Annotated in this window: 9 protein-coding genes, 1 tRNA gene and 4 pseudogenes; 10 read left to right on the top strand and 4 right to left on the bottom strand. The window is 51.7% G+C overall.

Annotated features, from left to right (window positions below; all coding sequences use genetic code 11):
• The coding region (locus COO59_RS21335; protein WP_223349232.1) for a hypothetical protein at window positions 1-71 on the top strand (71 nt) is incomplete at its 5' end.
• 497 nt (window positions 72-568) lie between these two features.
• Window positions 569-2,623: pseudogene (locus tag COO59_RS17380) on the top strand (sensor domain-containing protein); the annotation flags it as partial.
• A 42-nt stretch (window positions 2,624-2,665) separates the two neighbouring features.
• On the opposite strand, the gene ftnA reads toward COO59_RS17380, so the two are convergent.
• Window positions 2,666-3,178, bottom strand: a complete 513-nt coding sequence (gene ftnA / locus COO59_RS17375) for a non-heme ferritin (RefSeq protein WP_103060996.1) — start codon at window positions 3,176-3,178, stop codon at window positions 2,666-2,668.
• A 332-nt stretch (window positions 3,179-3,510) separates the two neighbouring features.
• On the opposite strand from ftnA, the gene mrdA reads away from it, so the two are divergent.
• The 5 genes and pseudogenes from mrdA to COO59_RS17350 all read left to right on the top strand — a co-directional run bounded on the left by mrdA (window position 3,511) and on the right by COO59_RS17350 (window position 7,883).
• Window positions 3,511-5,361, top strand: a complete 1,851-nt coding sequence (gene mrdA, locus COO59_RS17370; protein WP_103060995.1) for a penicillin-binding protein 2 — start codon at window positions 3,511-3,513, stop codon at window positions 5,359-5,361.
• A gap of 125 nt (window positions 5,362-5,486) precedes the next feature.
• Window positions 5,487-5,562, top strand: a tRNA-Phe gene (locus COO59_RS17365).
• A 161-nt stretch (window positions 5,563-5,723) separates the two neighbouring features.
• Window positions 5,724-5,834 (top strand): annotated as a pseudogene (locus tag COO59_RS17360) (Arm DNA-binding domain-containing protein); the annotation flags it as partial.
• A gap of 351 nt (window positions 5,835-6,185) precedes the next feature.
• A complete protein-coding gene (locus tag COO59_RS17355) occupies window positions 6,186-6,968 on the top strand; it encodes a type IV toxin-antitoxin system AbiEi family antitoxin domain-containing protein (protein WP_103060994.1) in 783 nt (260 codons plus the stop codon).
• A pseudogene (locus tag COO59_RS17350) lies at window positions 6,955-7,883 on the top strand (nucleotidyl transferase AbiEii/AbiGii toxin family protein). Before COO59_RS17355 ends, COO59_RS17350 begins: the two are co-directional and overlap by 14 nt.
• 520 nt (window positions 7,884-8,403) lie before the next feature.
• Here COO59_RS17350 and COO59_RS17345 read toward each other — a convergent pair.
• Complete coding sequence (locus COO59_RS17345) at window positions 8,404-8,967, bottom strand: GNAT family N-acetyltransferase (RefSeq protein WP_103060993.1); 564 nt, start codon at window positions 8,965-8,967, stop codon at window positions 8,404-8,406.
• 723 nt (window positions 8,968-9,690) lie between these two features.
• Here COO59_RS17345 and COO59_RS17340 point away from each other — a divergent pair.
• Window positions 9,691-10,035, top strand: coding sequence for a nitrous oxide-stimulated promoter family protein (locus COO59_RS17340; protein ID WP_103060992.1), 345 nt, complete (start codon window positions 9,691-9,693; stop codon window positions 10,033-10,035).
• A 98-nt stretch (window positions 10,036-10,133) separates the two neighbouring features.
• Here COO59_RS17340 and COO59_RS17335 read toward each other — a convergent pair whose 3' ends face one another.
• Complete coding sequence (locus tag COO59_RS17335; RefSeq protein WP_103060991.1) at window positions 10,134-10,772, bottom strand: deoxynucleoside kinase; 639 nt, start codon at window positions 10,770-10,772, stop codon at window positions 10,134-10,136.
• A gap of 56 nt (window positions 10,773-10,828) precedes the next feature.
• Window positions 10,829-11,008 (bottom strand): hypothetical protein, encoded by a 180-nt coding sequence (locus tag COO59_RS17330; RefSeq protein ID WP_103060990.1) that lies wholly within the window; start codon window positions 11,006-11,008, stop codon window positions 10,829-10,831.
• Window positions 11,009-11,286: 278 nt separating this feature from the next.
• Here COO59_RS17330 and yghU point away from each other — a divergent pair, with 278 nt between their 5' ends.
• On the top strand, window positions 11,287-12,144 hold the full coding sequence (gene yghU, locus COO59_RS17325) for a glutathione-dependent disulfide-bond oxidoreductase (protein ID WP_103060989.1): 858 nt from the start codon (window positions 11,287-11,289) through the stop codon (window positions 12,142-12,144).
• Between the two features lie 541 nt (window positions 12,145-12,685).
• Window positions 12,686-13,854: pseudogene (locus COO59_RS17320) on the top strand (M20 aminoacylase family protein).
• The last annotated feature ends 20 nt before the right edge of the window (window positions 13,855-13,874 follow it).

Raw genomic sequence — 13,874 nt, 5'->3', positions numbered from 1 at the left:
CTATGGCCCTGGTACGAGCGCTGAACAAAATGACGAAAGCAGGTATGCCTGAAAGCGTGCGTATTGCCTGAAAACACAACCCGCTACGGGGAAGACTTACCCGAAATCTGATTTATTCAACAAAGCCGTTCTTTAGCGTAACGATTAGCAAGGTTAAATGTACGCCAACCTGATTAAGCAGAAACATATCCTGATAGTGTTCAAAGGGATCTCTGCCGAATAGCAGATGCGGTCTTAAACCACGGCATCGGCTTTAACACCGCCGCCATTGAGCGACGACGCGGGGTAAAGGTACGCTCTCTCCTGGTATGGGATTACCCACAGCGGGAATCTGGCTTAAGGCTTTTTGTTAAGATCATTTCGCCTGTAAATAACGGAAAAATTTGTCAACCTTGCCGATATGAATGGAAAGGCTTCGTCCGATAACGTCATGCCGGGCAGATTGACAAATTTTTCTTTAGCGTAGCGCTGACCAGCCAGATGCATTACGTTGCCATGTCCAACCCACCCAAATCTCTCATTTAGGCAGCAACCGGGCAACATGATGAACGAGAATCCAGACACATTTTATCGGCTACTGGTGGAAAGCGTCACCGATTACGCCATTTATATGCTCGATCCCGGCGGCCACGTGGCGAACTGGAATGCAGGTGCCCAGCGTACCAAAGGCTATATGGCGCATGAGATCCTCGGCCAGCATTTTTCGCTATTTTACAGCCCGCAGGAGCGCCGGAACAAAACGCCGGTGGCCAATCTGAATATCGCGCGCGCAACGGGCCGCTTTGAGGATCAGGGCTGGCGCTATCGTAAGGATGGCAGCGCTTTCTGGGCGCACGTCGTGATCGATGCGATTCACGACGAGGGTGGCCAACTGGTAGGCTACGCCAAAATTACCCGCGATATTACCGAGCGGCGTGAATATGAGCAGCAAATTCTGCGCGCCAAAGATCTGGCGGAGGCGCAGAGTGAACGTATGACAGCTATGTCGCGCTTTCTTGATACCATCATCAGCAGTATTCCCTCCTGCGTGCTGGTGGAGGATGCCGTTTCACGTGAGATCCTGCTGGTAAACCGCAAGGCCGAGCAGCTGTTTGGCGTCGAAAAAAACAGTATGCACGGGAAAAAGCCGCATGAATGCCTGCCGCCGGAGCTGAGCGACTATTTTGACATGCTGGCGGATGCGGCATTGCGTAGCGAAGGGATCCATCAAAGCGAACGTCAGCTGAGCGCTGCTGGCGGCGAGCGCATTCTGCATACCCGGGCGGCGACGGTACGCGGCGGCGATGCGCGTACGCAATACGTCATGCTGATTGTCGATGACGTTACCGACCAGCGCGCCGCCGATGCGCGTATTCATCATATGGCGCATCACGATTATCTGACCAGCCTGCCAAACCGCATTCTGTTTCGTCAGCGGCTCAGCGACGCGCTGCGTCAGGGAGAGCTGCATGAGCGGCAAACGGCGGCGCTCTGTCTCGATTTGGATAACTTCAAAAATGTTAACGACGCGCTGGGGCATCAAATGGGCGACGAGCTGCTGCGCGCGATTGCCAAACGCCTGCGTGCCGTGCTGCGTGAGCAGGATACGCTGGCGCGCATCGGTGGCGATGAGTTTGCCATTGTGCTGCCCAGTCTGAACCACCAGCAGGAGGCAAACGTGGTGGCGCAGCGATTAATCGAGGTGGTGCATCCGCCGGTGAATGTTGACGGGCATAATTTATCGGTGGGCCTGAGCATCGGTATCGCTTTTGCCGATGCCGAGCTGGCCTCACCCGAGCAGCTGTTACGCTGCGCCGATATGGCGCTGTATGAGGCCAAGCGCAACGGGCGTAATCGCTATGAATATTTTACCCTGGAGATGGACGTTCAGGCACGCACGCGGCGCTGCATGGAGAACGATCTGCGCGAGGCGATAACCGAAAACCAGATGCGGCTGTATTATCAGCCGATCACCAACAGCGATCAGCAGGCCATTATCGGCTACGAGGCGCTGATGCGCTGGCATCATCCGTCAAAAGGGTTAATTATGCCGGGCGATTTTATTCCGCTGGCGGAAGAGACCGGGCTGATCCACAGCCTTGGCGCATGGGCGCTATATGAAGCGTGCCGTGAGGCGAAAAACTGGGCGGGCGGGCAGGCGGTATCGGTTAATCTTTCCCCCATTCAGTTTAAAAACAGCGCGCTGGTTTCGGTGGTCGAAGACGCGCTGCGTGGCTCAGGGCTGGAGCCGTGGCGGCTGGAAGTGGAGATTACCGAGTCGGTGCTGCTGGATGATACGCTGGGCAATATTCACATCCTGCAAAGCCTGAAAGCGCTGGGCGTGCTGATCGCGCTGGACGATTTCGGCACCGGCTACTCTTCGCTAAGCTACCTGCGCTCTTTTCCGTTCGATAAGATTAAAATCGACCGTTCGTTTATCAATGATATGAGCGATAGCCGTGAAGCGCTGGCGATTATTCGCGCCATTACCGGAATGAGCCGCAGTCTGGATATTCAGATTACCGCTGAAGGCGTTGAGAACCGTGAGCAGTTCGATAAGCTGAAGGAAGAAGGATGTACTCTGTTTCAGGGCTACTTCTTTGGCCGACCGCAGCCTTCTGAACTGCGGTTAACCATGCTTTAAACCTGGCCCCGGCGCGGCGATTCGCGTCGGGGCGGCTACAGATTAGGCCGTTGGACCGTGGCTTTCACCGTCCATTTTCGCCAGATCTTTATCCACGAAGAACAGACCATTGCCGCTGTTGCCCACCAGCGCCAGCTTATCCAGCACCGATTTAAACAGTTTCTCTTCTTCATGCTGTTCCGCCACGTACCACTGCAGGAAATGGAAAGTGGAATAATCCTGCGCGGTCATCGCCGCGTGGGCCAGCTCGTTGATTTTACGCGTGATCAGCTGCTCATGCTCATAGGTTTGCTCAAACACTTCCGCCAGAGAGTTAAAGGCGACCGGCGGCGCAGCGATGCTGCCTAAAACCGGCATCGCGCCCGTATCGCTGAGGTAATCAAACAGGCGCTGCATGTGTTCCATCTCTTCACGAGAATGAGATTTCAGAAACGCCGCCGCGCCTTCAAAGCCTTTATCGCTGCACCAGGCGCTCATTTGCAGATACAGATTGGCGGAATAGAACTCCAGATTTAGCTGTTCGTTTAAACGCGCAGTCATGTCATTGGTCAGCATAGCGATTCCTCAGGGTAGTGACAGATGAAAGGTGATGCGCTGAATTATGCAGCAAAGCCTGTTAAAGGAATACGCTTTTTTTCGATTTTTATCTTTTTAATTTATTGATTTTAAAGATAATTAATTCACTACCTGAATGCGGCTTATTCGCATTTTCACCCGCATTTGCCACGCTAACAGGCGCGCTTATCATGCTTTTGCGCCGTTATCTGTTACATCCTCAATAAATGTCACACTTTTCCCGGTGGATATGCATCTTTTCGCTAGTTTGACCAGGCGACCTCTTTATCATGAACGGCAAAATGAGAATGAATAAAATTATTATTTAATAAATGAAAATTCGTGATTTTGCCGCTGAAGAAAAGCTATTTACCCGGCGCGCGCTAACTGCTTTTGGCCTGGTGGTAGTGTGCTTCGTCGTGTTAGTCGTAAACCTCTGGCACCTGCAGGTGCAGCAGCACGGCTATTACCAGACGCGATCCGATCGCAATGACATCAAAATGATCCCTGTCGCCCCCAGGCGCGGCATTATTTACGATCGTAACGGCACGGCGCTGGTAAAAAATATTACCTGGTATGACGTGACGGTGATGCCATACAAAATCAAGAATATGCAGGCGCTGCTGCAGGCGCTGACGCCGGTGATTGGGCTAACGTCGGAGGAGCTTGCCGATTTCCATCAGGCGCTGAAGCAGAGCAGCCGTTATCGGCCGGTGGTGCTGAAAAGCGAGCTAAGCGAGGAAGAAGTCGCGCGCTTTGCGGTTAATCAATATCGTTTTGAAGGTGTGGAAATAGATAGCTATCAGGATCGGCAATATCCCTACGGCGCGGCGCTGGCGCACGTGGTGGGCTACGTATCGAAGATCAATGACCGCGACTATCAGCGGCTAAATGAAGAGGGCGTGGCGGAGAACTACGCCGCCGATCATAACATCGGTAAACAGGGTATCGAACGCTACTACGAATCGCTGCTGCATGGCAAAACCGGCTATCAGGAAGTTGAGGTGGATAACCACGGGCGCATTGTGCGGGTGCTAAAAGAGGTGCCGCCGGTAGCCGGGAAAAATCTCTGGCTTACGATCGATCTGCCGCTGCAGCAGTATGTGGAAAGCCTGTTAAAAGGGCAGCGCGCGGCAGTGCTGATTGAAAACCCGCGCGATGGCGCGGTGCTGGCGATGGTTTCCAGCCCCAGCTACGATCCCAACTTGTTTGTGAAGGGCATCGGCTATCGGGCCTGGCAACAGCTGTTAAAAAATAAAGATCTGCCGTTAATCAATCGGGTGACTCAAGGGCTGTATCCGCCCGCCTCAACGGTAAAACCCTATATGGCGATGTCGGCGCTGCTGAGCGGCGTGATCACTCCGCAAACCACCTTTTACGGCGCACCGACCTGGACACTGCCGGGAACGCAGCGGCGCTATCGTGACTGGAAAAAAAGCGGCCACGGCACGCTGGACGTGACCAAAGCGATTGAGGAATCCGCCGATACGTTTTTCTATCAGGTGGCTTTTGAGATGGGGATCGATCGTATTCATCAGATGCTGAGCCAGTTCGGCTATGGCAAATCCACCGGCATCGATCTGAAAGAGGAGTACAGCGGCCTGCTGCCGGATCGCGCCTGGAAACAGAAGGTGCATAAGCGGGCCTGGTATCAGGGCGATACGGTATCGGTCGGCATTGGGCAGGGATACTGGATCGCCACGCCGATACAGATGGTGAAGGCGCTGGACGCGCTGATCAATAGCGGGCGCGTGGTAACGCCACATCTGCTGTATGCCACGCAACGCGGTAAAAACATTACCCGCTGGCAGCCGGAAAGGCCGCAGCCGCAGATAGCCAACGCACGCTCGCCTTACTGGGCGCTGGTGCGACGCGCTATGTTTGGCATGGCTAACGCGCCCAACGGCACCGGCTATAAATATTTTCATACGGCACCTTACGGCATTGCGGCAAAAAGCGGGACTTCGCAGGTTTTCAGCCTGAAGCAGAATGAAGTTTATAATGCCAAAATGATCCCGGTACGGCTGCGCGACCATGTGTTTTATACCGCTTTCGCGCCCTATAACGATCCTAAAGTGGCGATGGCGTTGATCCTGGAAAACGGCGGCAGCGAGGGCGTGGTGGCGGCCCCGGTGGTCAGGCAAATACTGGATCATATTTTTTTGCCTGTCCCGCTCCCTTAAGGCGCGCCGCGCCAGCGGCCTTTTTATCGCTGTTTTTACTGATTGCGCTCTTTTGCAGCAATCAGTAAAAATCCGGTGAAAAGCATTTGACGACTTCGCGGCTTTACGGTTTAATGCGCCCCGTTGCCCGGATAGCTCAGTCGGTAGAGCAGGGGATTGAAAATCCCCGTGTCCTTGGTTCGATTCCGAGTCCGGGCACCAAAATTTAGTTTCATGGCGTGCCTATACGTCGTGAAACGTTAAAAATCAGTAAGTTAAAGAAACCTGATGGTGCTGAAAAGTTCCGTCAGGTTTTTTGTATCCATAGTTTTTGGGCGCTTAATTGGGGGGCTATTGGTTCGATAAACTCCAGAGCCCCCGCCATGCCACTCACCGATACCGCCATCCGCAACGCAAAGCCGCTCGATAAACCTTATAAACTCAGCGACGCGCAGGGCCTGTACCTGCTGATTAAACTCAACGGTTCTAAACTCTGACATCTCAAGTACCGCTTCGGCGACAAGAAGAAGCTGGCGTTTGGCGCTTATCCACAAGGCGGAGCACCTCGACGAGCGCACGCAGATGATGCAGTGGTGATCGGACTGCTACTGTATAAATATACAGCAACAATTATAAAAGTTAACATCCCGATATATCCATTTTTGATCAAAAACTAATTTTGCGCTCTGTCTCGAAAAAGTTATCAATTTCCCCAAGCCTCTTATTGATAAAGCCACATCAGCATGCTTTAAAACCAATAGCCATGCGGCTTAGTTTGTATTTTAAGCTCCCAAACACTACATTTAGTTTAAAAATAACAAAAATTGTCTATTAAGAGGCGACATTTGGCAAACTATCTAAACTGGCTGATGCAGAACATCCTTCCCGGTCAGGTACTGCTCCAGTCATGGCTTACCCGCAACGGCATAGACCGTAAGCTCTCTTACCTCTATGTACAGAACGGCTGGCTCAGGCGGATCGCACACGGCGTTTACTGCCGGACGGGCCGCGAGCCGGACTGGATAGACGCGGTTTACTGCCTGCAAACGCAGTGGAAAAAACCTGTTCGGGTGGCGGGGCTGACCAGCCTTGCACTACAGGGCCATGCCCACTATACCGAACCGGGCAGGCAACAGATCTGGCTCTCGCTTCCGGCTTACGTCAAACTACCGGGATGGTTTGTCGCCTTTGAACAATCCACGACGTTTGTCACGCTGTATACCTCTGGCCTCACCGTCGATATAACGCCATTCACAACAAAGCTGAATATCGGCGACCGATTGTTAACGGGCAGTGTCCCGGAACTGGCCGCGTATGAGATCGCCTGCGGCGTTCCTTCGTTGATCTCATTCGAACATGCCGATGCTCTGTTTCAGGGGATGAATCTTCTCAGCCCGCGTAAATTACAGGCTCTGCTCTGCGCCAGTCATTCGGTTAAAACCAACCGGGTAATGCTCTATCTTGCCCGACGCAATGAGCATCCTTATTTTCAGTATCTCGATCAAAGCGGTATAGAAACAGGCACGGGAAAGCGGCAAATCGTCCCCGGCGGCTGGCTGGAGCCGGATTATCAAATCACCGTTCCCCGCGCATTTAAACCGGAAGGAGTCGAAGATGGATCTGCGTGATATTTATGCCCGACAGGTCAGGCTATTAATGACTGCCCTGCCGCATGTGGCAAAGGAGTCCTGCTTCGCGCTGAAAGGCGGTACGGCAATCAATTTGTTTGTGCAGAATTTTCCCCGTCTGTCGGTGGATATCGATCTGGCATATAAGACCTTCGTAGATCGAGATACCGATCTGGCAGCCATCAATGATGCATTAATGCGTATCACGGAATCGCTGAACGATAGACCGGGACTCACGGCTATCCGGCAGGAGAATAAAGCAGATGAGAAGCGCATTATCGTTAACGCCGCTGATGCGCAAATAAAGATTGAGGTCAACCCGGTCTGGCGCGGACTGCTATTGCCCCAAGAGAAATGCCGGTGTGTGAACAGGTGGAAATGGAGTATGGCTTTACTGCGATGAATGTCGTCTCGCTGGCGGATCTTTACGGCAGTAAAATCTGCGCCGCGCTCGACCGCCAGCATCCGCGCGATCTGTTTGACGTACTGAATATGCTGGAGAAACCGGGACTGACGCGCGAGATCTTTGACGGTTTTCTTTGCTATCTGGCAGGCCATCCCCGCCCCATTGCTGAACTGCTGGCACCTAACTGGGACACAGCGCGGATCGCTACTCTGTACGCACAGGAATTTTCAGGGATGACACAGCAGGAAACATCGCTGGGATCGCTACTGTCAGTAACAACATTATTGCCACAGACATTGAAATCACACCTTACGGATCGGGATCGTCAATTCTTGCTCGGTTATAAGCAAAATAAGCCTGACTGGTCATTGTATCGTTATCCAGAAATTCAGCATCTCCCGGCCATTCGCTGGAAGCTGCGTAATCTGGCAGTGCTGAATGATAAAAATTCGCTCAAGTATGCGGCGGCGGTGAACAAGCTGGAAGAGGTTCTGGAACAGTGCTTTTAGCTCAGGTTCAGGGGGATTGAATTGAACCATGATATTTGATTATCTCGACTGCCTCATGGCGACATCCTAAAAGTGCCTAATCCGGTATATCAACTTAAAGCTCAATGCTGGGATAACGGATCAATACCATACGAGCGAGGTGGGTATGTTTTTCACGCCGTTATATGTAGACCTCGAACTGTTATGTATGGAGTTCCATCCACTATATGTGGGCCTCAAGCCGTTATGTGTGGACCTGACTCCTCATATAATGAAGCCCCATTCGCTAAATGGCGTTTTTCGTGATAACCCTCACAAAAACAAATCGATTTTTTATGGGGGCCTTAGTGGGGGCGCTGTTTGAGAGAAACACCAGTAAATCCAATAACAAACAGTGCGTTAGTCGTGGATATGATTCCGAGTCCGGCACCAAAATTTAGAACCCTCGCTTCGGCGGGGTTTTTTGCTTTTCTGGCTACGGTAGATCTCTGGTCGTTATCAGAGGCTATTTACTTGCTGTATTCCGGTAAGCCTATACATTCTATTCAGCTGCAGTACGGTGTACCCATTCCTCACGATTGATTCGATAAAGGCAATGGCGCGCCAATTCATCCCCTGGGGTTAATTTTGGATGATCGAAGTCCTCGCCAATATTTTGCATACCAGACTTAATCATGACACGCTGCGATGGCTTGTTAACTAACGCTGTAAAGGAATAGATTTCCGTTGCCTCCAGCTCTTCAAAAGCATATTGGATCGCTCTCTTCGCCCCTTCAGTTGCGTACCCCTTTCCCCAGTGCGTAGCCAGAAGACGCCAGCCGACTTCAATCATCGGTGCGTGAGGGATACCGCTATCAGCATCAACTGTATTTAATCCGATAAAACCGATAAATTCTTTGCTCTCTTTCAGTTCCACCGCCCAGAATCCCCAACCTTTTTTAGCGATTTTGCTTTTCAACGTATCTGCCTGCTTAAAACTCTGTTCCTCCGATAACGGGCTGGGAAAGTAGCGCATGACTTCCGGGTCAGAAGTAAGCTTTGCATAGACGGAATAATCTTCTTTGCGCCATTGCCGTAAAATCAGTCGATTAGTTTCCAGTACCATTGAATAGAAGCCTCTTTTTCAGGCAGGTTCATGACCTTTCCTCACCCTTTAATACATCTGCTCAGCTTAATAGCTGGCATATCTCGGCAGCCGGTAACTTCCGCACCATCTTTTCTTCATCAGGAGACTTCTGCTGGCGAAGGATTTTGCCAGGCGTATTAGCTTCAGGTACCTATTTTTGAGGTAAATAGACAATCAAAGACGATACCGTCGGGTAACTGTATAACTTACCAATGGTTAGCGCCACTTCGACCTCAGGCGCAATACTTTTTCTCAACGGCGTCATTGCAGGGTATCAAGGCCAAACGCCTCGGCCTTTTTAATATTGCGGCTTTCATCGTTTTTTGCCCGGTAGATGCTGGAATTCGCAGATTTGCTTAGCGATAGAAAATCTTCGCTGAGAAGCGGAGGGTGGCTTTCCCGGATGGTGATACAGAAATAATCTGGGTTAATAACGGCGAAAGTTCAGGGGAATTTTTAAATACGCTCAGCCTGTGATGACATATATCAGCAGGGTATTTTACCTGATAAGAGTCATATATCGTATTGCGTTACCGGTCCTTTATGCAGTTCAGAAAGCATAACCTCAACGTCAATAAGCACAAAGACGCTTCTGTTGATCGCGCTTAATACCCGCACGGTTAATTTGGGGTAAAAAGTCACGGTTCTGTAGCCCATCGTGGCCGTCTACTCCTTATTGATTGATAGTGTTGGTTAACCGTTATGTCAGGAAAGCGTATCCAGAGAGAAAAGCGAACCATTGAGAAAATGATCGCCCTGTATCAGGCAAACTGTCCGCAGGCCGATGCCGATCGCTACCGATCGCTGTACGAATATGCGGTGAAGCGCCTCGATCGCTGCGCCTTTGGTGAAGAAAAACCCGCCTGTAAACAGTGTCCTGTTCATTGTTATCAGCCCGCCAAACGCGCAGAGATGAAGCAAATTATGCGTTGGGCGGGGCCGCGTATGCTGTGGCATCATCCTGTTCTGGCGATTCGTCATCTGATTGATGATAAACGTCCGGTGCCGTCGATCCCGGAAAAATATCAGCCTAAGAAAAAACCGTAACCTCTCTTGTTATTTAGCGCGCTGTTAATGGCGCGCCTGCCAAATAGATGAGCGCGATTTTATCCGCAAAGGATGCATAGCTTTATAAGCGTCGCCGGTTACGTTTTCCAGCTGGCTTGCGCTATCAGCTGCGCGGCCAGCGTATCGGCATCGGCGAAGCCGGTTCCTGTCTGGCAGGTAATCAGCTGTGCGGGGTAAGCTCGCACCAGCTGCGGCAGGCAGGCCTCGTGAAAATGCTTCAGATCGAGAAAATAATCCAGCGTATAGGCGGTTTCTCCCACCCGGCCGCGCGCCATGCAGCTGGCAAAGCAGGCCTGCGGATCGCGATCGATATACAGCACCACGTCAATCGGCGGATAGTCGCTCAGGCAGGCTTTGATCCGATAGTAATAATCCATATAGGCGGCGTCGGGGCGTTCGGTATGCAGAAAGTTGGCGTGACAAAATACCACGTCGCTGTAAAGCGAGCGTTCAATCAAATAATTACCGTCGGGCAGATTTTTCAACAGCCGCTGGCGCATTAGAGTGATATAGAGCTGAAAGCGTATGCGGACGCTGGCATCGCCGGGGCTGCTGGTAAACGCCTGCAGCAGCGCCAAAAACTGCGGATCGGCATCAACCGGCTCCATCATTACCTGCCACGCTTCGCCGCTCAACGCGGTGAGCCGTTCAGCCAGCGGCCCGATAAGAGAGCTTTTACCGGCGGCGATATTGGCTTCAATCGTAATTATTTTCATTAACTCCAGCCTGCCATACAAAAAACGTTGCGAATGTCGCGTGACATCAACGATGCCTAGGAGCGGAATAAGCGTTGGCGTAGCGTGTTAAAAAGTCGGCGACGTCGCGGTAAAGCATAGCCTTCATTATGGGCAATCATCTCTTCCACACCGATTTCTCCCAGCAGTTCGCGCATCATATTTTCGCTGCTGGCGCATTTTTCTACCTGACGCTGTAAATCATCATACCAGGGCATGGTTGGCTCCTTTAGCGGTTAGCACAGTCGCAGTGGCGCTACTGTTACCACTTTTATTGCAAGCCGTATGCCATCATTAATAGATTGAATTTAAAGGTTTAAAATAAATCGCGCTGTCATTTTGATGCCATCGGAACGCGTCAAAATGACTCTGGCCTGTCATTTTGACGTGCAGCCTTTTTGATGAAGGCCAGCAAGGTTAAGTTTGTTTAATGCCGCCTGCTACACTCGGTTCAGCGTAGTCGTTACTTAATCACTACTATTAAGGACACCACATCATGTCAGAGAACAATTATCAGCCGCCGAAGGTCTGGCAATGGGATCAGCAGGGCGCGGGAAGCTGGTCGAAAATAAACCGTCCGATGGCTGGCGCAACGCATGAAGCGGCGCTGCCGGTGGGTAAACATCCGCTGCAGCTTTACTCAATGGGTACGCCGAACGGGCAGAAAGTGACTATTCTGCTGGAGGAGCTGCTGGCGCTGGGTGAAAGCGGCGCGGAGTACGATGCGCATCTGATTCGTATCAGTGAAGGCGATCAGTTCTCCAGCGGCTTTGTTGAGATTAACCCCAACTCCAAAATACCGGCGCTGCTTGACCGCTCGGAAACGCCTGCGTTACGCGTGTTCGAATCCGGCCATATTCTGGTTTATCTGGCGGAAAAATTTGGCCACTTCCTGGTGCAGGAACGCGCCGCCCGCACTGAAACGCTGAACTGGCTGTTCTGGCTGCAGGGCTCAGCGCCCTATATCGGCGGCGGCTTCGGCCATTTTTATCACTACGCGCCGGAGAAGATCGAATACGCCATTAACCGCTTTGCTATGGAAGCCCGGCGTCAGCTGGACGTGCTGGATCGCCAGCTGGCTCAGCACCGTTATATTGCCGGTGAAGAATACAGCATCGCCGATATAGCGATTTGGCCGTGGTATGGCGCGCTGGTGCAGGGCGGCTTGTACGAGGCAGCGGAATTTCTTGACGCCTCTTCGTATAAAAACCTGCAGCGCTGGGCGCAGGAGATCAGCAAGCGTCCGGCGGTGCAGCGCGGACGCATCGTTAACCGTACCAGGGGCGAGCAGCAGCTGCCAGAGCGCCACGATGCCGCTGATTTTGACCAATTTGGTCTGAACAACGCGCGTTAATTCTCAGCCACGGCGGGCGGCCGCCGTGGTTTCTGGCGCATTAATTTCTTCCTGATTTATATTGATTCCCGCCGACGCTTATTATTAGCAGGCTATTGTCTATTTTTCCTGATGCGTATTAACGGATTAAATAAGCGTAACCTGCAACGGATAATTCTAATAAACCAGGGCGGGTTTAATATCACTGATGTTTTAAAAAATAACGCCCTGGCTACTGGTTAAATTGGCTGCTGTTTATTGATGCGTATACGATTAGTTATTTAACTAAGCGTAATGGCTAAAGAGCGCCTCGCAAAGCCTGCCGCGCCGCGTTAAATTTATTTTTCTCCGGCATTAACCAGAGCGGCGTAAAAAATAGCTGAGCAAGCTATTGTCAGTACGGGTAATAATATATTAACAGCAACTATCCATAATATTAGTCATCTCTTTTTTTGTTTTATGTGAAAATGCACGCATTTTAATCTGCCCGGAAAAGAGAAAGTAATGGCCGAAAACTATTTGGCATTGATATTCCTTGGTATGACATTACATGGGGCGGGCTATGAAAGAAAAATTTCAGCATATTATAAATAACCAGACGTTATTTACCACGCTGCGGCGCGATCTGCATCAGCATCCTGAGATTGGGCTGGAAGAGCTACGTACCAGCAATATCGTCGCCGATAAATTACGCTCCTGGGGCTATCAGGTGCATCGCGGAATGGCGAAAACCGGCGTAGTGGGCACGCTAAAGGTGGGCAGCGGCGGTAAAACGCTGGGCCTGCGGGCGGATATGGATGCGCTGCCGATGCAGGAGCAGACTGGCAAATCCTGGAGCAGCAGAACGGATGGCAAATTCCACGGCTGCGGCCACGATGGCCATACGGCGACGCTGCTGTGCGCGGCGGAATATCTGGCGAAAACCCAGCATTTTAACGGTACGCTGCATCTGATATTTCAGCCGGGGGAAGAGCTGCTGTACGGCGGTAAACTGATGCTGGAAGACGGACTGTTTCAGCAATTTCCCTGCGATGCGATTTATGCGTTGCACAATATGCCGGGCTTAAAAAAGGGACATTTTTATTTTAAAACCGGCGCGATGATGGCCTCATCCGATACGTTGCATATTGAGGTGAGCGGCAAGGGCGGCCACGGAGCTTTCCGGAAAAACCAACCGACGCTACGCTGGTGGCCTGCCAGATTGTGCTGGCGCTGCAAACTATCGTCTCCCGCAACGTCTCGCCGTTTTCTCCCGCCGTGGTCACCGTCGGCAGCCTGCGTTCAGGGGAAGCGCCCAATATTATCAACGCCAGCGCTATGCTGAAGCTGAGCGTACGCGCGCTGGATAATAAGGTGCGTCTGCAGCTGCTTAAGCGCATCGGCGATATCGCTCATGGACAGGCGCAAAGCTTCGGCGCGAAGGTGAAAATCGAGCATGTAAACGGCAGCCCGGTACTGATCAACGACGCTGCGGCAACCGGGTTCGCTATCGACGTGGCGCGCGAGCTGGTCGGTGAAAATCGCATCTGTACTGATACCGCACCGGTAATGGGCAGCGAAGATTTCGCCTTTATGCTGACGGAAAATCCGCACGGCAGCTATCTGTTCCTTGGCGCGGGTGACGAGCCGGAAAGATGTATGGTGCATCATCCTGGCTACGACTTTAACGACGAGCTCATTGTTCCGGGCGCGCTGTTCTTTAGCCATCTGACGGAACGTTTTCTAAGTTAACCATTTTCGGTTGAATAGTC

The sequence above is a fragment of the Mixta theicola genome, assembly GCF_002895925.1.
In the GTDB taxonomy this organism is placed as follows: domain Bacteria; phylum Pseudomonadota; class Gammaproteobacteria; order Enterobacterales; family Enterobacteriaceae; genus Mixta; species Mixta theicola.
This window is presented reverse-complemented; position numbering and strand designations above follow the sequence as displayed.